Origin of the sequence: Brenneria sp. L4-2C (assembly GCF_040240335.1) — a bacterium.
In the GTDB taxonomy this organism is placed as follows: domain Bacteria; phylum Pseudomonadota; class Gammaproteobacteria; order Enterobacterales; family Enterobacteriaceae; genus Brenneria.
On the sequence record NZ_JBEIAC010000022.1, the window covers coordinates 61,816 to 83,306 of the forward strand.

17 protein-coding genes are annotated in these 21,491 nt (G+C 56.8%); 11 read left to right on the forward strand and 6 right to left on the reverse strand.

The annotated features are described in order from the left end of the window. The first annotated feature begins 35 nt into the window (after positions 1-35). The 8 genes from ABRZ26_RS21730 (at position 36) to ABRZ26_RS21765 (ending at position 8,324) form a co-directional block, all read left to right on the forward strand. Positions 36-953 carry an ABC transporter permease gene (locus ABRZ26_RS21730; RefSeq protein WP_319606194.1) on the forward strand — a complete coding sequence of 306 codons (918 nt, stop codon included), beginning with the start codon at positions 36-38 and terminating at the stop codon, positions 951-953. 9 nt (positions 954-962) lie between these two features. Beyond that, the gene (locus ABRZ26_RS21735; RefSeq protein ID WP_319606195.1) at positions 963-1,895 is read left to right on the forward strand and encodes an ABC transporter permease; all 933 of its coding nucleotides are present in this window, start codon (positions 963-965) and stop codon (positions 1,893-1,895) included. Between the two features lie 10 nt (positions 1,896-1,905). Beyond that, the gene (locus ABRZ26_RS21740) at positions 1,906-2,901 is read left to right on the forward strand and encodes an ABC transporter ATP-binding protein (RefSeq protein ID WP_319606196.1); all 996 of its coding nucleotides are present in this window, start codon (positions 1,906-1,908) and stop codon (positions 2,899-2,901) included. Continuing rightward, entirely contained in the window at positions 2,898-3,770 is an 873-nt protein-coding gene (locus ABRZ26_RS21745; RefSeq protein ID WP_319606197.1) for an ATP-binding cassette domain-containing protein, read from the forward strand. Before ABRZ26_RS21740 ends, ABRZ26_RS21745 begins: the two co-directional genes overlap by 4 nt. A gap of 88 nt (positions 3,771-3,858) precedes the next feature. Then, complete coding sequence (locus ABRZ26_RS21750; protein ID WP_319606198.1) at positions 3,859-5,295, forward strand: M20 family metallopeptidase; 1,437 nt, start codon at positions 3,859-3,861, stop codon at positions 5,293-5,295. A 22-nt stretch (positions 5,296-5,317) separates the two neighbouring features. Continuing rightward, on the forward strand, positions 5,318-6,247 hold the full coding sequence (locus ABRZ26_RS21755) for a LysR family transcriptional regulator (RefSeq protein ID WP_319606199.1): 930 nt from the start codon (positions 5,318-5,320) through the stop codon (positions 6,245-6,247). A 263-nt stretch (positions 6,248-6,510) separates the two neighbouring features. Continuing rightward, positions 6,511-6,858 carry a DUF805 domain-containing protein gene (locus ABRZ26_RS21760; RefSeq protein WP_319606200.1) on the forward strand — a complete coding sequence of 116 codons (348 nt, stop codon included), beginning with the start codon at positions 6,511-6,513 and terminating at the stop codon, positions 6,856-6,858. A gap of 449 nt (positions 6,859-7,307) precedes the next feature. Then, positions 7,308-8,324 (forward strand): 1-aminocyclopropane-1-carboxylate deaminase, encoded by a 1,017-nt coding sequence (locus ABRZ26_RS21765; RefSeq protein ID WP_319606201.1) that lies wholly within the window; start codon positions 7,308-7,310, stop codon positions 8,322-8,324. A gap of 492 nt (positions 8,325-8,816) precedes the next feature. Here the strand turns inward: ABRZ26_RS21765 and ABRZ26_RS21770 are convergent, their stop codons facing one another. Further along, on the reverse strand, positions 8,817-9,326 hold the full coding sequence (locus ABRZ26_RS21770) for an Lrp/AsnC family transcriptional regulator (protein WP_319606202.1): 510 nt from the start codon (positions 9,324-9,326) through the stop codon (positions 8,817-8,819). A 330-nt stretch (positions 9,327-9,656) separates the two neighbouring features. Between ABRZ26_RS21770 and ABRZ26_RS21775 the strand changes: the two genes are divergently transcribed. From ABRZ26_RS21775 to ABRZ26_RS21785, 3 genes are all read left to right on the forward strand, one after another. Beyond that, positions 9,657-10,493, forward strand: a complete 837-nt coding sequence (locus ABRZ26_RS21775) for an ABC transporter substrate-binding protein (protein WP_319606203.1) — start codon at positions 9,657-9,659, stop codon at positions 10,491-10,493. Positions 10,494-10,593: 100 nt separating this feature from the next. After that, positions 10,594-11,346 (forward strand): amino acid ABC transporter permease, encoded by a 753-nt coding sequence (locus ABRZ26_RS21780; protein WP_319606204.1) that lies wholly within the window; start codon positions 10,594-10,596, stop codon positions 11,344-11,346. Positions 11,347-11,348: 2 nt separating this feature from the next. Continuing rightward, positions 11,349-12,077 (forward strand): amino acid ABC transporter permease, encoded by a 729-nt coding sequence (locus tag ABRZ26_RS21785; RefSeq protein ID WP_319606205.1) that lies wholly within the window; start codon positions 11,349-11,351, stop codon positions 12,075-12,077. Positions 12,078-12,079: 2 nt separating this feature from the next. On the opposite strand, the gene yieH is transcribed toward ABRZ26_RS21785, so the two are convergent. The 5 genes from yieH to ABRZ26_RS21810 form a co-directional block, all read right to left on the reverse strand. Further along, on the reverse strand, positions 12,080-12,745 hold the full coding sequence (gene yieH, locus ABRZ26_RS21790; RefSeq protein ID WP_319606206.1) for a 6-phosphogluconate phosphatase: 666 nt from the start codon (positions 12,743-12,745) through the stop codon (positions 12,080-12,082). A gap of 47 nt (positions 12,746-12,792) precedes the next feature. Beyond that, entirely contained in the window at positions 12,793-14,259 is a 1,467-nt protein-coding gene (locus ABRZ26_RS21795) for an HlyD family type I secretion periplasmic adaptor subunit (protein WP_319606207.1), read from the reverse strand. Beyond that, positions 14,256-16,496 carry a type I secretion system permease/ATPase gene (locus tag ABRZ26_RS21800; protein WP_319606208.1) on the reverse strand — a complete coding sequence of 747 codons (2,241 nt, stop codon included), beginning with the start codon at positions 16,494-16,496 and terminating at the stop codon, positions 14,256-14,258. The genes ABRZ26_RS21795 and ABRZ26_RS21800 overlap by 4 nt, the downstream gene beginning before the upstream one ends. A 73-nt stretch (positions 16,497-16,569) precedes the next feature. Continuing rightward, entirely contained in the window at positions 16,570-20,964 is a 4,395-nt protein-coding gene (locus tag ABRZ26_RS21805) for a calcium-binding protein (RefSeq protein WP_319606209.1), read from the reverse strand. Positions 20,965-21,036: 72 nt separating this feature from the next. Then, on the reverse strand, positions 21,037-21,491 hold a 455-nt coding region (locus tag ABRZ26_RS21810), incomplete at its 5' end, for a hypothetical protein (protein ID WP_319606210.1).

The window sequence follows — 21,491 nt, forward strand, 5'->3', positions numbered from 1 at the left end:
TCCCGCGGGTCTCTGGCGAGAATGAGGAACCGCGCATGATTATCTATATCTTACATCGACTTTTGGTCGCGCTGGCGGTGCTGTTTACCGTGGCGGTAGTCAGTTTCTCTCTCCTGCATCTTTCCGGCGATCTGGCGGCGGCGATTGCCGGCCCGGAGGCAACGGCCGAGGTGGTTGAACGTATCCGGGTGCAATACGGGCTGGATCAGCCATTGACCACGCAGTTTATGCACTGGATGTGGTCGGCTTTACATCTTGATTTCGGCCGCTCGTTTTATTTCGAAAATACGGTAATGGAATTGGTCGGTCAGAGAATGCCCGTCACCCTGAAACTGGGGGCGGTTTCTCTGTTGCTGGCGCTGGTGGTGGCCATTCCGCTCGGGGTACTGGCGGCGGTGTTCCGCGATACCTGGATCGACAGATGTTCCATTTTTATTGCGGTGATCGGTCAGGCGATGCCGAATTTCTGGTTTGCCCTGCTGCTGATCGTCGTCTTTGCCGTGGGCCTGAAATGGCTGCCGGTGGCCGGGAACGGCAGTTGGCGGAACTTTGTCTTACCGGCCGTCGCGCTGGGTTATTACGCCATGCCGTCGCTGATGCGGCTGACGCGCTCCGGCATGCTGGACGTACTCGGCTCGGACTATATCCGCACCGCGCAAGCCAAGGGGTTAAGCTCTTTCAAGGTGGTCGTCAAACACGGTCTGCGTAACGCCATCATTCCGGTGGTGGCGCTGGCGACGGTCGAACTGGGCTTTATGCTGGGGGGATCGGTGGTGATTGAGTCGGTATTCGCCTTGCAGGGATTGGGGCAACTGGCCTGGGACTCCATCTCCCGCAACGATTTTCCGGTCGTGCAGGCCATTGTGCTGATTATCTCGGTGTTCTATATCGGGCTGACATTTCTGGCGGATATCCTCAATGCGGCGCTCGATCCGCGTCTGCGTACCTCATAGGGAGTTTCCATGAAAACGTCTTCGTCACTCTCTTCCACGCTGATCGCCAGGCCGGCGATGGCTGAAGCCGGACTGATTCCGCAACCGGCCCCCTGGCGGCGCTGGATTCATCGCATCCTCGGTCATCACAGCATGACGTTCGGCCTGATTGTGCTGGCGATGATTGTGCTGGCGGCGCTGCTTGCGCCATTCATCAGCCCGCACGATCCTTACGCGCAGGATGTGAGCCGGCGCCTGATACCGCCGGTATGGCATGAGAAAGGCGGTTGGGAGCACATTCTGGGTACCGACAAGCTGGGGCGCGACTATCTCAGTCGGCTGTTGTTCGGCGCCAGGGTGTCGTTGACCATCGGGCTGGTTTCGGTGCTGGTGGCCGGATTTATCGGCATTACGCTGGGGGTGCTGGCGGGGTATTTCGGCGGTCGGGTGGATGCGCTGGTCAGCTATATTCTGACGGTTCGCCTGTCTATGCCGATCATTCTGGTGGCGCTGGCGACCGCTTCGCTGGTGGGCGGATCGGTAAAAGTGGTGATCCTGCTGCTCGGGTTGCTGCTGTGGGATCGCTTCCTGATTGTCTCCCGTTCGGTGACCCGGCAATTGCGCGAGGCGGAGTTTATCGCCGCCGCCAAGACGCTGGGCGCCTCCTCGTTGTTTATTATGCTGCGCGAAATCCTGCCCAATCTGCTTGGCCCGCTGACGGTGGTGGCGACGCTGGAAATCGCCCACGCCATTCTGCTGGAAGCCACCCTCTCTTTCCTCGGGCTGGGCGTACAGCCGCCGATGCCGTCGTGGGGGCTGATGGTGGCCGAGGGTAAGGCGTACATGTTCTTTCAACCCTGGGTCATTCTGATCCCCGGCGTGGTGCTGGCTATCCTGGTGCTGGGGATCAATCTGGTGGGAGACGGCCTGCGCGATGTGACCGCGTTGGACGGACGTAACTGAGGAAGTGGCCATGAATAATGACATTTTGCTGGATGTGAAAAACCTGCGCGTCGATCTGCCGACGCCGCGCGGCACGCTGCATGCGGTGCGCGGGCTGGATTTCTCGGTACGGCGCGGGGAGATGTTATGTCTGGTGGGCGAGTCCGGCTGCGGCAAGTCGATGACGTCGCTGGCGCTGATGGATCTGTTGCCGCGCAAGGCGGTGCGCAGCGCCGATCGTCTTCTCTTTCAGGGCGTTGAATTGCAGTCGCTGAAAAAACGCGAAATTACCGCGCTGCGCGGCGACAAGATGTCGATGATTTTCCAGGAGCCGATGACCTCGCTGAATCCCTCTTACACATTGGGCAACCAGCTCTGCGAGACGCTTCAGGCCCATCGCAAGGTTTCGCCGGCGCAGGCGCGCGAACGGGCAGTGTATCTGATGGAGCGCGTGGGGATTCCTATGGCGGCCGATCGCCTGAACCAGTATCCGCACCAGTTGTCCGGCGGTCTGCGCCAGCGCATCATGATCGCCATGGCGCTGATGTGCGAACCGGAGCTGATTATCGCCGACGAGCCGACGACGGCGTTGGATGTCACCATTCAGGCGCAGATCCTGCGTATGTTGCGCGAACTGCAACGGGAGTTCGGCATGGCGGTGATTTTCATCACCCACGACCTGGGCGTGGTGGCGCGTATCGCCGACCGGGTGGCGGTGATGTATGCCGGTAAAATTGTCGAAACCGCGCCGGTGACGACGCTGTTTAACCAGCCGCAGCACCCTTATACCCGGGCGCTGCTCGACTGCATCCCGATTCAGGGGAAAACCATTCCGGGTCGGCCGCTGAATGCGATCCCCGGCGTGGTACCCAGCCTGATCGGCGTACAACAGGGCTGCGCGTTCAGTAATCGCTGTTGCCACTGTACGGACGCCTGTAACCAGCAAACGCCTTACGTGGAGGTCGCCGACCAGCACGCGGTGCGCTGTGTACGGGCTTTACCGGCGCGTAATGCGGAGGTCGCATGAATCAAATCGCCAATCATCACGACGCGCCTTCCACGTTGCCGACGCACATTCCGGGCAACGATGATATTGCGCTGGAACTGTGCTCCTTAACGCGGGTTTTTCGCCTTAATCGCGGTTTCTTCTCCCGGCCCGGCGAGATCCGCGCGGTGAACGAGGTTTCCCTGCGTATCCGGCGCGGAGAAACGCTGGGGCTGGTGGGCGAATCGGGCTGCGGAAAAAGCACGCTGGCGAAAATGCTGCTGGGTTTGCTGGCGCCGACTTCCGGCAATGTGCTGATTGAAGGGCGTGAAATCGATTCCGGCAATCGCAAGGACATGGCGGCCCGCATTCAGCCTATCTTTCAGGATCCCTATTCCTCGCTGAATCCGCGCCGTACCGTCGCCGATATCGTGGAGGTGGCGCTGCGTCTGCACGGCATCGGTACGCCGGCGGAGCGCAAAGAACAGGTCAAAGAGATGCTTGATGTAGTCGGCATGCCCGCTCGGACGCACAGCCAATACCCCGGCCAACTGTCCGGCGGGCAGCGGCAGCGCGTGGCTATCGCCCGCGCGTTGATTATGCGGCCTGACATTCTGATCTGCGATGAACCGACGTCGGCGCTGGATGTTTCCGTTCAGGCGCAAATTCTCAATCTGCTGCTGGCGCTGAAACAGGAATTCGGCCTGACTTACCTGCTGATCAGCCACAACCTGTCGGTCGTGGAGCATCTGGTGGATCATGTGGCGGTGATGCAGAGAGGGACGATTGTCGAACAGGGTACGCGCGAGCAGATTTTCCACGCGCCGCGGCACCCTTATACCAAATCGCTGCTGGCGTCGGTGCTTACGCCGGAGCCGGGATTGGGCATTCCGCAGATTGAGCCGTATTAACCGCGGCCCGGTATCCCGTTTCTTAAACCATCAACGTTGCGCCTGTTGTTGATTAACGACTCTCAGAGAAAAAGAGGATAGACAGAATATGACGCGTGAAGAGACGATCCAGTCAACCGCCGAGGATTTCAATTCAGGAAATTTCGCGCAGACCCTGACGCGCAGGGTGGCATATCGCACGGAAAGTCAGGATGCCGGAAGCGGCCCTGTTCTGCTGTCCTACCTGACGGATGAAATGATGCCGGCGCTTGAGGCGATGGGGTTTGAGTGTCGACTGGCGGATAACCCCGTCAGCGGCAAAGGGCCGTTCTTGCTGGCGCGCCGTATGGAGTCGGAAGCCGCGCTGACCCTGCTTACCTACGGCCACGGCGATGTGGTGCGCGGCTATGACGACCAGTGGCGGGAGGGGCTGTCGCCGTGGGCGTTGGTGCAGGAGGGCAACCGCTGGTATGGGCGCGGCACCGCGGATAACAAAGGTCAGCACTCGATTAATCTGGCGGCGCTGGCGCAGGTGCTGAAGGCGCGCAACGGCCGTCTCGGCTACAACGTAAAAATCATTCTGGAAATGGGGGAAGAGGATGGTTCGCCGGGATTGAACGAGATTTGCGCGCAATACCGCGACTGGCTGGCCGCCGATCTGTTTATCGCCTCGGACGGGCCGCGAATCTCCGCCGCCCGTCCGACCCTGTTCCTCGGCTCGCGCGGGGTGTTCAATTTTGAGCTGCGGGTGAATCTGCGCGAGGGCGCGCACCATTCGGGCAACTGGGGCGGGTTGCTGAGCAACCCCGGTATTCGCCTGTCGCACGCCCTCGCCAGCATGGTGGACGCTCACGGCCGCATTCTGGTGCCGGGGCTGCGCCCGCCGGCGATCGCCGAGACCCTGCGTCATATGCTTGCGGATATTGAACTGGGCGGCGGGGCGACGGATCCGGCTATCGATCCCCGCTGGGGCGAGCCGGGTCTGACGGCGGCGGAAAAACTGTATGGCTGGAATACGCTGGATGTGCTGGCGTTCGTCACCGGCAATCCGGATAAGCCCGCCCACGCCATCCCGCCGCAGGCCAACGCGCATTGTCATATGCGTTATGTGCTGGGCAGCGACGTGGAGAATTTTGCTCAACATATCCGGCGTCATCTGGACGCCAACGGATTTGAAGACGTGGCGATGGCGAATGCCGCCAGCCATTATGCCGCTACCCGGCTCGACCCCAACGATCTCTGGGTGGCGTGGGGAAAGGCGTCGATAACCCGCACATCCGGCATCAACGCCGCGGTGCTGCCGAACTTCGGCGGCGGGTTGCCGAACGCCTGCTTCTCGGAAACGCTGGGCTTGCCGACGCTGTGGGTGCCGCATTCCTACCCGGCCTGCTCACAGCATGCGCCCAATGAGCATATTTTGGCGGATATGACGCTACAGGCGCTCAAAATCATGACCGGGCTGTTCTGGGATCTGGCTGAACAGGGGGCGGATATCGTACGCATGCGTTCACAGCGAAAGAAATCCCAATCGGCGGAAACGATATAAGCGCAGCCGTGCAGGAGGGCCGATGCATAGCAACGAAATTCGTTACTTCATGGCGGTGGCCAATACCGGTTCGCTAAGCGCGGCCAGCCAGCAGCTGTTTGTGGCGGTATCCGCCATCAGCAGGCAGATCCAGCGGCTGGAGACGCGTCTCGGCATGCCCTTGTTCGAGCGGCACGCCAGGGGCATGGTGCTGAATGACGCCGGACGCATTCTGGAGAATCATGTGCGGCGCAGCATGGCGGATATGGAGCTGGCGATGGCCGAGATTGAAGGGCTGAAATCGGCGCGCCAGACCACCATCCGGGTGGTGTGTACCGACGGTATCGGGTTCAATCTGCTGCCGACTCTGATGGCGACGTTTCGTCGCCAGTGCGCGCAAGTCAACTTTGTGCTGACGGTGGGCAGCGCCCGCCAGGTTCCCGACCTGATCCGCAACGGCGAATGCGATGTAGCGCTGAAGTTCAGTCTGGCGCCGGAGCACGGCGTTCAGGTCATCGCCTCTTTCCCCGCGCCGTTTCTGGCGGTGATGCAGGCCAATCACCCGCTGGCCTCAAGAGATTTTCAGCTTGATGACCTGAGCACCTATCCGATCGTGCTGCCCGATCAGACGGCGACGGTGCGGCAGTTGTTTGATTTGTCGTGTCGGATGAACGGCGTTTTCATCGATCCGGTATTTACCTGCAATCATTTTTCGACGCTGTACGCCTTCTTGCTGGATACGCCGGACGCCATCGTCATATGCAGCCATTTTTCCGTGCTGTATAGCGCTAAACGCGATGGTTTACAGGTGAAATCCGTCAATATCGATCAAATCGGCCAGCGGATGTTGCAGATTCAGACCGAGGTCAATAAGCCGCCCACTTCCGTGTTGAATGACTTTTGCGCTTTTCTGCGTCAGGAACTGGAAACGCAGGATGCCCTGTTTCGTCAGAGTTATCGTTTTCAGGGGTGAATATGTTTTTAACCCCCTGAATGTCATCCGGGCGAAATACATGGCGTCGAGAGCATTATTCTGGCGAGACCGAAGGCGGAATAACGTTTCTTTCCGGCGCGGATGATACAATATTATTCATAGATAATAACATTGGCTTATAAAAGCGAACAGAATATTAACCATGAATATATTAAGCTTCACGGAATATATTATTTGAGATATCATTATGTTGGGTGCTGTAATACTGACTATATATTTTATTTCATGGAGGAATATTCCTTATGCAATGGTACTTAAACGTATTAAAAAATTATGTTGGCTTCTCCGGAAGGGCAAGGCGTAAAGAATATTGGATGTTTTATCTCTTTAACATCATCGTTTCTTTTGTTATCGCTATTATCGATTCGGCGCTTGGACTGAATGCAATTCTTCTGCTGATTTATTCATTAGCCATTCTTCTGCCAGGGCTGGCGGTTACCGTTCGTCGTCTTCATGATATCGGCAAATCGGGATGGTGGATCCTGATAAGTATGATCCCTGTGGTCGGCGGCATCGTACTACTGATCTTTACCTGCCAGGACAGTCAGCCCGCGGAAAATCAATTCGGAGCTAATCCGAAACTCGCTTAATCCTATTCATCATCTTTGGTACGGTATACGGCACCCTGAAAAGAAGAAATCCAGACCCTTGACAAACCTGTCGTCGATTCCCGGATTTTGTCAGTAAACTCAAATCTGAGCCTGGTTTCTTCTTTATCAGTTGCAAATGTTTTTCTCCCCAGCTTCTCAATCAACTGAATCAAAAACGCTATCCGCGGCAAACGACCTGTCCGAAAAACATCCGCATTCCCCGCCGGGCAGAAACGGTGGTTAATTTTATTTCTTATTTGTTTGGTTTTTTGAAATTTATTTCATTGTTTTTGGTTTTTTTTACGTTTCAATTGATAAAAATTGGTTAATTTAGAAATTTAAACTCGGCTGTTTTCAGGTAATGTTATGAGCATGGGTTGACGGTGATTCTGAGCGGAATATTGACAACCTGCGGCTATCATTTCTCATTATTTACCGGAGCGCTATTTATGAATCTGGAGAAATTTTCACGTTATCCATTAACTTTCGGCCCTTCCCCGATTACGCCGATGAAAAGACTCAGCGAGTATTTAGGCGGGGATGTGGAAATATATGCCAAGCGTGAAGATTGTAATAGCGGTCTGGCTTTTGGCGGCAATAAAACCCGTAAACTGGAATATCTCATTCCCGAAGCACTGGAGCAGGGTTGCGATACGCTGGTTTCCATCGGCGGCATTCAATCCAACCAGACGCGTCAGGTCGCCGCCGTGGCCGCGCACCTGGGAATGAAATGTATCCTGGTGCAGGAAAACTGGGTGAATTATGCCGACGCGGTGTATGACCGGGTGGGGAATATCGAACTGTCGCGTATTATGGGCGCCGATGTGCGTCTGGACGCCGCCGGTTTTGATATCGGCATTCGCGAAAGCTGGAAAAACGCCATGGAAGAAGCGGCGCAAAACGGCGGCAAACCCTTCCCGATCCCGGCCGGCTGTTCCGAACACCCTTACGGCGGCCTGGGATTCGTCGGTTTCGCCGAGGAAGTTCGCCAGCAGGAAAAAGAGCTGGGCTTCAAATTTGACTATATCGTCGTCTGCTCCGTTACCGGCAGCACCCAGGCCGGCATGGTGGTCGGTTTTGCCGCCGATGGCCGCGCCCGTCATGTCATCGGTATCGATGCATCGGCGAAACCGGAAAAAACCAAGGCGCAGATCCTGCGTATCGCGCAGAACACCGCCAAACTGGTTGAGCTGGGCCGGGAAATCACCGAAGAAGACGTGGTGCTGGATACGCGCTACGGCGGTCCGGAATATGGTTTGCCGAACGAAGGCACGCTGGAAGCTATCCGGTTGTGCGCCCGTCTGGAAGGGGTGATGACCGACCCGGTGTATGAAGGTAAATCCATGCAGGGCATGATCGGTATGATCCGCAACGGTGAATTCCCGAAAGGATCGAAAGTGCTGTACGCTCACCTGGGCGGCGCGCCGGCGTTAAGCGCCTACAGCTATATTTTCCGTAATGGCTGACGGACTATCGTTCCCATTAAGTGGGTTCCAGACAGCCGGGTAGCCCTTCGGCCATCATCCCGGCTTCAACCCTGTCATCCCCGCAACTTCAACCCTGTCATCCCCGCAGCTTCAACCCTGTCATCCCCGCAGCTTCAACCCTGTCATCCCCGCAGCTTCAACCCTCGTCATCCCCGCAACTTCAACCCTCGTCATCCCCGCAGCTTCAATCCTCGTCATCCCCGCAGCTTCAACCCTCGTCATCCCCGCAACTTCAACCCTCGTCATCCCCGCAACTTCAATCCTCGTCATCCCCGCAGCTTCAACCCTCGTCATCCCCGCAACTTCAATCCTGTCATCCCCGCAGCTTCAATCCTCGTCATCCCCGCGGCAGTAGGCGGGGATCGGTGACTGAAACCGTGGATATTTTGACTGACTCCCGATATTTGCGCGCGCGGCTAATGACGGTTTGATCCGTGGGGAATTTGTCGTCAACTTACGCGCATTTCCACCTTAAAACGTCAGTTGCGTGGTGGAGAGCACCTCCCGCAGGCCGATAAAAGAGCGGATTTGACGCACGCCGGGCAGAAAAAGCAGCTGTTCGGCATGCAGCCGGTTGAAGCTCTGATTATCTTTGGTGCGGATCTTCAAAATGTAATCGAACTCGCCGGTAACGACCTGACATTCCATACAACCGCTGATTTTCTGCACCGCGGCTTCAAAATCCCCAAACGAGCCGGGCGTAGAGCGATCCAGCACCACGCCGATTAATACCACCAGACCGGCGTTAAGCGCCTCGGGGTTCAGCAGCGCGACGACGCCCCTAATCAGGCCAATCTGCTTGAGGCGTTCAACCCGGCGCAGGCAGGCGGGCGGGCTGAGATTGACCTTTTCCGCCAGCGCTACGTTGGATATGGACGCATCTGCCTGCAAAAGGCGCAGGATGGCGATATCGAAGCGATCCAGATCATAGGCTTTCTTTTCCTCGGCGGGGGGCGTGGCGCTGGCGCTTTTCGCTTTCATGGGGCGTTTCCTCATTTCCATACCGGATATGGCATTATGGCCATGATTTCGTCATTAAGCTGCTTTTTGCAATTAAATAATAAGAAAAGAGAAAATTGCTGATTAAAATTTATCTATATAAGAGATAAAAAGAATATTTGGTGGTTTCCGTCATAGAAAAAGCAGGGATGGCGTAATCAATGCGTGCCGCCGAGAGGCGCAGTTCGGCAGTATAATCTGCCAAAAACCGGATGTAACATAAGGTTATATTATAGCTGTTTATATTATTTCCCCCTTTCTCACTCCATTGATAGCCTATAATCAATATGTTAACTGGTTTAGGGGCGGGGAATGAAGAATCATATCGTGGCATTAACATTGCTGGCAGGTTTAGCGTCTGTTTCTGGCGTTGCGCAGGCCGATAAGCTGGATGATATTCAAAAAGCGGGCGTGGTTAAAATAGCGGTATTCGACAGCAACCCGCCGTTCGGTTACGTCGATCAACAGAGTAAAAAGCTGGTGGGTTACGATGTCGATATCGCCGAAGCGATTGGTAAGGCGTTGGGCGTGAAGGTAGAGCTGCGGGCGACCAACCCGGCCAACCGGATTCCGCTGTTAAGCTCTAAAAAAGTGGATCTGATCGCCGCCAACTTTACCATCACCGATGAACGCGCCAAACAGGTGAACTTCAGCATCCCCTATTTTGCCACCGGACAAAAATTCATCGCCCGCAAAGGCGTATTGAAAACGCCGGAAGATATTAAAGCGCTGCGTATCGGCGCGGACAAAGGCACGGTGCAGGAAATTACCCTGCGCGAGCATTATCCCACCGCCAAAGTGATCTCTTATGATGATACGCCGCTGGCGTTCGCCGCATTGCGTAACGGCAATGTACAGGCCATCACGCAGGATGACGCCAAGCTCGTCGGTTTGCTGGCCAATGTGCCGGATGCGCAGAAAGCCGAATTTGAAATTTCGCCGTTCAGCATCACCAAAGAGTATCAGGGGATTGGTCTGCCGAAAGGCGAAGATCGCTTGACCGAGAAGGTCAACGAAACCCTGCTGAACCTGGAAAAACAGGGCGAAGCGAAAAAGATTTACGATCGCTGGTTCGGACCGGAGACAAAATCGGCTCAGCCGCGCGGCGACTTTACTTTCGCACCGCTGGATCAGCAGCCTAAAGCCTGATCTTCCGCTCAACGGATGATAAACCATCACATTTCAACCCTCTGCCAGGCAGGGGGTATTTTTGTTTGTTATGTCTGATAATGTATAAAAACGGCTGGTTATGAAACTGACAGATACAGCGCTGCACTATATTGAAGAGTGGCTGTTGGCTCCCCAATACCTCAGTTGGCTTTGGCAGGGTTTTCTGGTCACGTTATGGATTTCCTTCTGTACGGTGATACTGGCGACGTTGCTGGGATTCTTGCTGGCGGCGGCGCGGGATAGCCAATTACGTCTGTTGCGCTGGCCCGTCATGGCTTACAGCTCGCTATTTCGCAATACGCCTTTGCTGATACAGCTTTTTTTCTGGTATTTCGGCGCCGGTCAGTTATTTCCCTCAGGCATGATGCAGTGGCTCAATACGCCGCATGACTTCACATGGCTGGGGATGAGCGTGGCATGGCCTTCGTTTGAGTTTCTGGCCGGGCTATTGGGCCTGACGCTCTATTCCAGCGCCTTTATCGCGGAAGAGATCCGGGCCGGTATCGGCGGCGTGGCGCGCGGACAAAAGTATGCCGCGCTGGCGCTGGGGCTGAGCGGATGGCAATCGATGCGCTATGTGGTCCTGCCGCAGGCATTGAAAATCGCCTTGCCGCCGCTGTTGGGCCAGTACATGAACGTCATTAAGAACTCCTCGTTGGCCATGGCGATTGGCGTGGCCGAACTCTCTTATGCCTCCCGTCAGGTGGAAACCGAAACCCTGCGTACCTTTCAGGCGTTCGGGGTGGCGACGGTCCTGTACATCGCGATCATCGCCTTGATGGAAGGCTGGGGAATGTGGCGTCAGCAACGTAATCCGGCCGTGGAGCGCTGAAAATGGATTTCACCATTATTTACGATAACTTCAGCTACCTGATGTGGGGGACGTTTCCCGATGGCCCATTGGGCGGCGCGGCGCTGACGCTGGCGATTAGCCTGCTGGCGGGCATCGCTTCCGCCGTGTTGGGTACCCTTTTGGGCGTCGCGCTGGCGATGTCCCGCGGATGGTGCGCGGCGTTGCTGGCGATGATTATCGGTTTTTTCCGGGCGATCCCGGTCATCATGCTGATATTCTGGACCTACTTTCTGCTGCCGGTCGTTTTCGGCATCGAGATCCCGGAAATCACCACGGTGGTTTGCGCGCTGGCGCTGATCGCGTCGGCCTATCTGGCGCACGGCGTGAAAGCGGGGATTGTCGCCATCGGGCGCGGTCAGTGGCAGGCCGGCTTATCGCTGGGATTCGGGCGCTGGCGGGTGCTGTGGCATATTGTTTTGCCGCAGGCGCTGAGGATGATGGTGCCGTCTTTCATCAATCAGTGGATTTCACTGATTAAAGATACTTCGCTGGCGTACATCGTCGGCGTCGGCGAACTGACCTTTTTAGCCACCCAGGTGAACAACCGCAGTATGGTTTATCCGATGGAGGTCTTCCTGTTCGTCGCGCTGGTCTATTTTGTTTTTTGTCTGTCGCTGGAACTGCTGGCGAACGGCCTGAACAAGCGTTTTAGCCGGCAGGGAGAACCGCTAAAACGCGCATGGCGGTGGCGACGCCACAAACCCGCCTGAGGTTACGCCGCGATATCCCAGCCTTTTTCACGCCAGATCTGCGGCAAGGCCCGCATATCGGTAAACATGGTGACCAGCGGATGGTGAATCGGCGTATTGTGCGGGTCGGCGCAGTAGTAGAACACCGGAATGCCGGCGGCGATCCCCGCCTGAACGCCGGATGTCGAATCTTCCACCAGAATACAGTGTTGAACCGGCACCTGCATTTGTTCGGCGGCGTAGAAAATGACGGCGGGATCGGGCTTCCACTTTTGCAGATCGTAGCCGCTGTATAGGTGGTCGCCAAAGTATTCGAGCATGTTCGTCAGTCCCAGCGACTGCTGCATCTTGCTGACCGGCCCGTTGGAAACCACGGCGATGGGTACGTTAATCAACGCAAGCAGCTCGCGCGCGCCGTTGATCGGTTGCAGGGATTCGTCGAACAGGCGCTTTATCTCCTGCCGGTAATGGCTTATCGCATCTTCCATAGAGACCGCTACGCCGTGTTTCCGGCTGATGCGGGTAATGATTTCGTGCAGCTTCATGCCTTTGTAGTTTTTTATCACCTCTTCCAGCGATAACTTAACGCCGTAGGGAATAAAAACATTCACATAAGCCTGGCAGCACAACACTTCGCTATCCACCAGCGTGCCGTCACAGTCAAATAAAACGCATTCAATACGGGGCATGAAGGATCCTTATCGGGGAAAATGTACGGTTATTTAATACGTTGTTTTTACCTTTCCCGCAAACTTTCCGTCGCCGCCCGCTGAATTGGGCTGGTAATAAACTCGATGATGCGGCGCTTGCCGGTTTTGATTTCAGCCGTGAGGTTCATGCCGGGGCTGAGGTGGATGGTTTTGCCGTCGATATCCATCTGCGTTTCGTGCATGCGCAGCGTCACCATGAAGATCGCGCCCCGCTTTTCGTCCTGAACGGCATCCTGCGTGATTTTTTCCACCGTGGCGCTTAGCGTGCCGTAGCGGGTGTAGGGGAAGGTCTCCAGCTTGATCGCCGCCTGCTGGCCGGCATAGACGAAGCCGATGTCTTTATTTTCCAGCGCCACTTCCGCGGTGAGGCTGGCTGATTCAGGCACAATGACCATCAGCGTTTGCGCTTCGGTCACCACGCCGCCCTCGGTATGGGCGGCCAGTTGTTGCACGGTGCCGTCCACCGGGGCAATAAGCGTGGCCAGATATTCGCGTTGCGTGGCTTTGGCCAGTTCCTGCGTGGTTTGCCGGATTTGCAGTTCGGCCTGTATCTGCCGCTCGCTGAGGGTTTGACGGGTTTCAGCCAGATAGGCGTTGCGAGCCTGTTCGCTTTCGTACAGCGCGGCCTGCGCTTGTTGCCACTGAGCCTGTTGCGCCGCCAGGTCGCGCTCCAGTTCAATGCGTTCCCGCGTTTTATCCTGCACGGTATGGCTGGCCACAAAACCTTTTCCGGCCAGTTGCAGGAAGTCTTTTTCCCGTTTGCGCACGATGGGCAGCGTGGTTTGCAACTTGCTGATGAACGCGCGGGCGGTCGCCACTTCGGCCTGGCGCTGCTGTTTTTCCGCTTCCAGGCGGGCAAGCTGGGCGCGGATGTCCTGCCATTGCGTCGCCAACTGGTATTGTACGGCTCCGGCTTCGCTTTCACTCCAGCCGTCGGGGATAGCTTTGGCCGGCAACCGGGGGGCGTCGGGCTGATTGTCGGAGAGCGCTTGCAAGAGAGTATGGCAACGCAGCGCTTCGGATTGGGCGTTTTTTCGGCCTTCCTGTAGGCTGATTTTGTCGGCGCGGGCATCGGTGGGATCGAGCTCCACCAGCGCTTGTCCGGTTTTGACGTGCTGGCCGTCGCGCACCAGAATGCGGGTGACGACGCTATTTTGCAACGGTTGTACGACCTTGGTGCGTTCACTGACGATAATGCGTCCCGGCGCCACGGCTACGATATCCACTTTGCCGCAAACAGCCCAGGTGACGGCGATAAGGAACAAGGCGATCAGTACCCATGCCAGGCGCAGCGGCGCAGGGTGTAGCGGGGTTTCCTGTAAACTTAAGGCCGCGGGCAGAAAGGCGGCTTCGTCGGCCAGACGCGCGGGGCCGGCCAGTTCGTGGCGCATCGCCCAGCTTGCCGTCAGGATAGCGCGATATCGGGCGAGTAGTTCGCCTGCCGGACGGCGTTGAGACTGCTTCCGTGATTCGTGGGATATGCCGGATGTCATAGCGCATTCTCTGATGAATGACCGTTTGGCGCGGTAACGGTAAGGGAATGTCGGGCGGGTATTTCCCCGCCGCTCTGGTTATTTTGTATGGCCCACAGATGGGCATACAGTCCCTTTGCGTTACGGATTAACTCATCATGCGGACCCGCCTCCACGATACGGCCTTTATCCATAACGATGATACGGTCGGCCTGTCGCACCGCGGTGAGACGATGGGCGATGATCAGCACGGTGCGCCCCTGACAAATGGCGGCCATGTTGCGCTGGATAACGGCCTCGCTCTCATAATCCAGCGCGCTGGTGGCCTCATCGAAAATAAGGATGCGCGGTTGGGTGAACAGCGTTCTGGCAATGGCGATGCGCTGGCGTTGTCCGCCGGAAAGGGTGCTGCCCTGTTCGGCGACCAGGGTGTCGTAGCCTTCGGTTAGTTCGCTGATGAAGTCATGCGCGCCCGCCAGTTGCGCGGCGCGCATGACTCGCTCCAGCGGCGCGGCCGGGTCGGCAATGGCGATGTTTTCGCGTACGCTGCGGTTGAACAGTAAATTTTCTTGCAGCACAACGCCGGTCTGGCGACGCAACTGGGCGGCGTCGATCAGACTGATATCCAGCCCATCGATGAGTACGCGGCCTTGCTCGGGGGTATAGAGACGTTGCAATAGCCGGGTCAGGGTGCTTTTGCCGGAGCCTGATCGCCCGACGATGCCGATGATTTCGCCCGGTCGGATATCCAGGCTGAGATTTTGGATCACGGGGGGCGCTTCGGGCCGGTAGCGGAAGGTTAGATTCTCGAAACGGATACGGCCTTGCAGTCTGGGCAACTGTGCGGCGTTGACGGGCGGGACTTCGGTACGGGTATTGAGGATGTCGCCCAGCCGGGCCATCGAGATGCCGGTTTGCTGGAAGTCCGTCCACAGTTGCGCCATACGCATGATGGGCTGCGCCACGCGTTGGGCGAACATATTGAACGCGACAAACTGACCGACGCTAAGCGAGCCGGCCATGACCAGATGGGCGCCATACCAAAGGGTGGCGGCGTTGACCAGCTTACCGATAAGGTTGACGCCCTCATGCGCCCAGGCGGCCAGATTTTGGGTTTTGAAACTGGCCGAGACGTAGGCGGCCAGTTGGTTATCCCAGCGCCGGGCGAACGACGGCTCCAGCGCGGCGGCCTTGACGGTCTGGATACCGGTGATGCTTTCCACCAGCATGGCCTGATTTTCCGCGCCGCGGGCGAATTTTTCATCGAGACGACGGCGCAGCAGCGGAACAATCAGCAGGCTGAGGGCGAAATACAGCGGCAGGCTGACCAGCACGATCAGCGTCAGCGGCACGCTGTAAAGCAGCATCACGGCAATAAAGAGCACGGAGAATAGCGTGTCCAGCACGACCGTCAGCGCATTGCCGGTGAGAAAGCCGCGGATATTCTCCAGTTCGCGTACGCGCGCCACGGAGTCGCCCACCCGGCGCGCCTGAAAGTAAGAGAGCGGCAGTTGCACCAGATGCCGGTATAGCCGGGCGCCCAGCTCAACGTCGATGCGGCTGGTGGTGTGGCTGAAAACGTAGGCGCGCAGGCCGTTCAATACGCTTTCAAACACCATGACGATCGCCAGTCCGGCGATCAGCACATCCAGCGTGGTCAGTCCCCGGTGTACCAGCACCTTGTCCATGACGACCTGGAAAAACAGCGGGCTGACCAGCGCGAACAGTTGCAGCATCAGGGAAATGAACAGTACTCGTCCCAGCAGTTGGCGGTATTTCACCATGCTGGGAATAAACCAGGAGAAGTCAAACCTGGCCATCTCTCCCGCCAGGCTGGCGCGACTGGTGATAAGCATCAGTTCGCCGGTCCACAGCGCAATGAATGCCGCCAGTTCCATCACCTGCGGGCGGGAGCCGCCTTCCGCCTCCGTGGCGGCGAAGTCTTGCAGCAACAGGCGCTTGCCGTCGCACTTCGCCAGCACGACATAGCGCGGCGGTTTATCCGGCCTGCGAATTTTCGCCAGCGCGGGCAGCGGCGTTACCGCAAGGCGCTGGACGCTGGTTTTGCTGGTTTTGGCTTTCAGCCCGATATGCTTTGCGGCCAGCAGCAGACTGGCCTCGTCGATGGCCGTACCGCCGGGCAGCGCCAGACTATGCGCCAGCGTGGCCGGGTCGGCGGCTATCTGATGGAGGCGGGCGATGGCGCACAGCGCGGTCAGATCGGGGGGGACAGCGGTGGCTGCCTGGTATTCTGTCATTGACGGCGTCGCTCCTTGACGGTCCGGACGTTTACTTGAATAGCGGGGAAACGGGCGTTCCCCCGCTAAATGGTTACTGCCAGTTTGCCGCCAGCACCTGCTCGAACTGGGGACGCTGTTCCGGCGTCAGCCGGATCTCTCCGCCTCTTGGCGAACCGAAAGCGGCCATGGCATTGATGAGATTGTCCACGTTGGCGGCGGACAGCGATGCGCCGTCGGTTTGAATGCTGTCAAGGCGCTGGCCGGCGTCGGCATACCAGTTTTGTACGACGACGCGATCGCTTGAGCCGATGGCGTCGATCATCAGGTCGTCTTTATATCGCGACAGCCACAGGGCGTCGTTGGCGATGCCTTCAATACGCAGGACGTCGACATCGTCGTCCGGGGTGCCGGATTGATTCCTGATGACGGTCTGGTTTTCGCCGGCGGCGAATACATAGGTATCGCTGCCGTCTCCGCCGATCAGAACATCGTTGCCGCGGCCGCCGTACAGCGTGTCGTTGCCGGCTTCGCCTTTAAGATAATCGTTGCCGTTTTCGCCATAGATGATGTCGTCGCCGCCGCGGCCCCAGACCTGATCGTTGCCGTCGCCCAGCAGCATAAACTCGCTTTTATCCCGATAACCGACGAACTTGTCGATGCCGTCGGTTCCGCGCCGCACCGTGCGTTTTTCCACCTCGGCCTGAGTGAGAGAGGTGCCGTCGGCGAACGCGATATGGTTCAGTTTGAAGTGGTCGCTCATTCCCCGGAACCAGTTCTGCACGGTAATGGTATCGCCGCCGCCGTACCCGATAATCAGATCGCTGTCGCGGTGCGTGAAGTCGAGATCGTCGGCCGTAATACCGTCGCCGAAGCGTAGCGTGTCGGTGCTCGGCGTAACCTGGGGAAGCGCCATGTTGGTGCGGCATTCGATTAATAAATCCTGACCGTCTCCCCGTTCGAACCGGTAGGTGTCGTCGCCGTAGGAACCATAAAGCGTATCGTTGCCGCTGCCGCCTGCCAGCGTATTGGCGTAGCGGTATCTGCGGTGGCTGAGGGTTTCCAGCACGTCGTCGCCCGCGCCGCCCAGCAACGTATCGGCCCCCTGGCCGCGCAGGGTATCGTCGCCGTCGCCGCCGTCAAGCACGCCGGTGCCGAGCAGGGTGTCGTTGCCCGCTTCGCCGTACAGCGCGTTAGCGCCTTCGCCGTCGTTTAAACTATCGTCGCCCTCTCCGCCGTACAGGGTGTCATCGCCCTGATTGCCGTAGAGCGCGTCATTGCCTGTGCCGCCCGTCAGCATGTCGTTGCCGCTGCCGCCATGGAGGATGTCGTCGCCCTCATCGCCATACAGCCGATCGTCGCCGCCCAGGCCGTAAATCGTATCGTTGCCTGCCAGTGTATTAATGACGTCGCCTTTATCGTCGCCGAATGCCGTATCGTCTCCGGTTGTACGCGACGCGGCGTGCAGCGCGTCCAGCATTTGCTGCTGGCTTAGCGTGCTGCCGTCAATGAAACGGAACCGCTCGATAGCGCCAGTGGCTACCGAACCGTCGGCGTTAAAGAAATTGTCGATGCGCACCGAACCGGCTTCGCCGCCGTCGGCGTTTTTGATTTGGATGTGAATCGTAGCGGCGTCTCGCGAGAATGCCAGATCGGTCTGGCCGATACCGCTGCCGAACACGATCTGATCCATACCGCCGCTATCGGCGAGGTTGTCATCGCCCTGGTTGCGGAAGATATAGTAGCTGTCGTTTCCCTTCTGCCCCTGGAGCCGGTCGTTGCCGTCGAAGCCAATAAAGGCGGACCCGGTATTCACGCCGGACAGATTATCGTCGCCCGTTGTGCCGAACAGGATGCCAGATTCAAAGAAGGGCGCCAGGCTGGCGTTGGCGTCGATAATCGTCTGGAAAGCGGCGTCGCGTCTGCTGCGGTAGCCGGGCGAATAGGCGCCCAGATCGGTCAGAATCGCCAATACGCCGGGAATACGTTCAACACGGCCCTCGGCGTACAGCGTTTGCAATTTGTTCTCCAGCGCCGCCCAGTCGACGGTAATGCTGTGCGCGTCGGAGCCAAACGCCGAGCGGATACTATCCAGATCTTCGGCATAGTTGGTTTGCGCCTGGATTTGCGCGGCGGTGAAGCGTTTGAACTTCTGGTACTCCTCCTTCAGGATTGAGGCCGCTACGGAAAGCGGATTAGCACTGTCTTTGCCCTTGTTCCATGAGCTTACGTAAGGGCGGCCGGTCAGACTTTCCAGCGCGACAAGCTGGCGCGCATCTATTTGATGACCGTATGCTTGCGAGTCGCGGCTATGGGGATCGACATCGGCAACCCCGGTCCAGCGGTAGATCAGGTCGTCAAGCAGGGCATCGCGGTCCGCGCCGTCTGCGGCCCCGGTATATTGGTTCAGCAGCTCTTTCAACCCAGGATCGAGTATTATCGCCTGACGCAAATCGTGTACCTTGCCAAACCCTTTGGCGTTAGCCAGGGACAGTGACTCGACGGTTAGCGTAATATCGCCGCTGTTGATGCGGCGGGCCGTATCTACTTTAAACCACACGTCCGTCGCGCGGGAGACCGAGCCGTCGCTCAGCGTCACGCTTGCCGTCTGACGGTGCTGGTGGCCGTGGGCATCGACGCGGCTGGCATTTTTGTAGTCGGTGCTGATGGCGCTCACGCCGGCGTCGGCAAGGCTTTGCAGTTCGCCTTCGTCGCTATTACCGTTGCCGTTAAGGTCGCGCCAGATTTTCAGGTTGGCGTAGGCCGCATCCTGCGCGTCGATGGTCTTGTCGCCGTTATCATCATACTCGGCCAGCGCCAGGAATCCGTTGTCGGCCGTCTTGCCGTTACTCAGGAGGGTGTGGTTGCCGAACAGTTCGCCGCCGTTGCCGATGCGGCCGTCGCCGTTGCGATCGAGCGCCAGCAGCCCGTCATCGGGACTGACCCAGCCGGTCAGTTCGCTTAGCGCATCGCCATCCAGATCGAAGTACGCCGCGCCGGTTTTCAGGGTTTCAATGCCGTCGCCGTCCAGATCGATAACAATGGGCGAGGTAGCGGTTTCAGCTTTGCCGGTTTCCGGCGTTTCATTCGGCTCGTCGTCGCTCAACACAATGTTCAGCGAGTTTTTATCTTTGTCGTAGTTGCGGATGGTCAGGCTGCCGTTAACGGTCAGCGTACTGCCGTCCAGCACATATTCGTTGCCGTTACCGGTATAGGTATTCTCGGCATCGCCTTCCTTGCGGGTACCGCCGGTGAGGAGTCTGTTGTTGAAGATTACCTGACCTTCGCCGATGGCATCGTCTTCGATGGTATCCTGCTCATCGGCAAAATAGGTATCCGCTCCGGCGCCGCCGTTCAGATAATCTTCTCCTTCCCCACCGAACAGAATATCGTTGCCGTCACCGCCATCCAGAGTATCGTTTCCCTTGTCGCCGTAAATCTCATCATCGCCGTTGCCTCCGAACAAACTGTCGTCGCTGTTTCCGCCATATAACGCATCGTTTCCATTTGTGCCGGACACCTTGTCGTCGCCGTCTCCCGCAACATAGGCGATGCCGTTATTGATATAAGGGTAGAGATTGCTGTCCAGGCCGAGATCCAGCCATTTCCCGGCGATTTTGTGGCCGACATTATATTCGTCCTGATCCAGATTGACCTTGGCTGGGGTAATAAACTCGCTGATCGAATCATTGTTATTAGTGCCATAGATAATCGGGCGGTTTTGCGCATCGAGAAAACGTGCCGGCTGGCTGCCGGATGAGAATAGCCGGTTTTCCAGCTCTTCAATGGCATACATCGCTTTTAACACCGTTGCGGCTTTATCGATGATGCCTACTGCGATGATATTGCTGACATCGTTGATAAAGTCGGCTTGAGTGAGGGTGGTGGTGGGGATGGATTCTAATCCTGTGAATTTCAATTCAACGGTTCTGCCAATACCAGATGGATCAATGACAGGTTCAAGCGCGGCGTTGCCTATGTCTGACTCCGCGCCGCCGTCAAAGTCAAAGTTCTCTATGTCCTCTGGTATGATAGCGAAATTGCGAATTTCTCTGGTGCCATCCGGATTGACGACAAACTTAACCCCATCCGCAACTTTGAACTTGGTGGTACCCCAGATATAGGCGCGTTCGGCATAGTCCGGGTCATTCGTGCCAAGATAGATCTGGTTGACGATATAGCCGCCGTAAAGATTTGTTGCTTTTCCTGTCTGCGGATCGATATGCCCGAACCGTTGCAGCATCTCGGTTTTGGTATAGGTTCCTGGGGGAATATCGGTATTAAAAAACTTTTCAACGATGTTGAAATTTGCGGAGTTTACGAACCGTCCTGCGCCGTCCGTCATATATTCAGTGATATCCACCTCAATTTTATTTTTAGACGTATCGCTACGGTGATCGAGAATCGACGGATTCAGCCTGTCTTCAGGTTTGCCATCCGTGCCATATAAATATTTATTAGTAACCTGCTCTGCGCTGGGAAGTGCCATAGTGCTCTCTCCTTGAGATGTATAATATAACAGTTTTATCTCTCTTTTAAGCTAATGTAATTTAGTTATCGATTAATAATAATAATGCCCTGTTGCGTATCCACAGTTGTTAACATCGTAATAAGTATTGCTGGAAAAAATGTTTTTTTTCATCCCCGTTATTTTATCGATATAGCGTATTTTATGCCGAAAAATAAACATCCCATCGCCAGCGCCGTCCGTGCGATCCCAGAACCTGAACTGATCGCCCTCCACTAATCCCCAGGTACGTTCGCAGCAATTTGGATTCTCTTTTAAAAATTCCTCTTTGTTACTGTAATGTATCAAAGTAAAATGCTGCTCTAGTTCATCAGAACTACCAATGATGTGTTCGGATTTTCCGATTTCTAAATAATCTTTAGTTGTTTGATATTGCAGATACTTGGCGATAGCAATATCCAGCCGTTCCTGCGTGGTATAACGCTTTCCCATTCGTTGATTATCCCAGGTGCAGTAGCCGAGATAGTTACGTGTACTGGTATAGATCA

Excerpts from the sequence above, each read along its gene's own strand:
- ABRZ26_RS21730 (WP_319606194.1), top strand. The coding sequence starts at position 36 with ATGATTATCTATATCTTACATCGACTTTTGGTCGCGCTGGCGGTGCTG.
- ABRZ26_RS21735 (WP_319606195.1), top strand. The coding sequence starts at position 963 with ATGAAAACGTCTTCGTCACTCTCTTCCACGCTGATCGCCAGGCCGGCG.
- ABRZ26_RS21740 (WP_319606196.1), top strand. The coding sequence starts at position 1,906 with ATGAATAATGACATTTTGCTGGATGTGAAAAACCTGCGCGTCGATCTG.
- ABRZ26_RS21745 (WP_319606197.1), top strand. The coding sequence starts at position 2,898 with ATGAATCAAATCGCCAATCATCACGACGCGCCTTCCACGTTGCCGACG.
- ABRZ26_RS21750 (WP_319606198.1), top strand. The coding sequence starts at position 3,859 with ATGACGCGTGAAGAGACGATCCAGTCAACCGCCGAGGATTTCAATTCA.
- ABRZ26_RS21755 (WP_319606199.1), top strand. The coding sequence starts at position 5,318 with ATGCATAGCAACGAAATTCGTTACTTCATGGCGGTGGCCAATACCGGT.
- ABRZ26_RS21760 (WP_319606200.1), top strand. The coding sequence starts at position 6,511 with ATGCAATGGTACTTAAACGTATTAAAAAATTATGTTGGCTTCTCCGGA.
- ABRZ26_RS21765 (WP_319606201.1), top strand. The coding sequence starts at position 7,308 with ATGAATCTGGAGAAATTTTCACGTTATCCATTAACTTTCGGCCCTTCC.
- ABRZ26_RS21770 (WP_319606202.1), bottom strand. The coding sequence starts at position 9,326 with ATGAAAGCGAAAAGCGCCAGCGCCACGCCCCCCGCCGAGGAAAAGAAA.
- ABRZ26_RS21775 (WP_319606203.1), top strand. The coding sequence starts at position 9,657 with ATGAAGAATCATATCGTGGCATTAACATTGCTGGCAGGTTTAGCGTCT.
- ABRZ26_RS21780 (WP_319606204.1), top strand. The coding sequence starts at position 10,594 with ATGAAACTGACAGATACAGCGCTGCACTATATTGAAGAGTGGCTGTTG.
- ABRZ26_RS21785 (WP_319606205.1), top strand. The coding sequence starts at position 11,349 with ATGGATTTCACCATTATTTACGATAACTTCAGCTACCTGATGTGGGGG.
- yieH (WP_319606206.1), bottom strand. The coding sequence starts at position 12,745 with ATGCCCCGTATTGAATGCGTTTTATTTGACTGTGACGGCACGCTGGTG.
- ABRZ26_RS21795 (WP_319606207.1), bottom strand. The coding sequence starts at position 14,259 with ATGACATCCGGCATATCCCACGAATCACGGAAGCAGTCTCAACGCCGT.
- ABRZ26_RS21800 (WP_319606208.1), bottom strand. The coding sequence starts at position 16,496 with ATGACAGAATACCAGGCAGCCACCGCTGTCCCCCCCGATCTGACCGCG.
- ABRZ26_RS21805 (WP_319606209.1), bottom strand. The coding sequence starts at position 20,964 with ATGGCACTTCCCAGCGCAGAGCAGGTTACTAATAAATATTTATATGGC.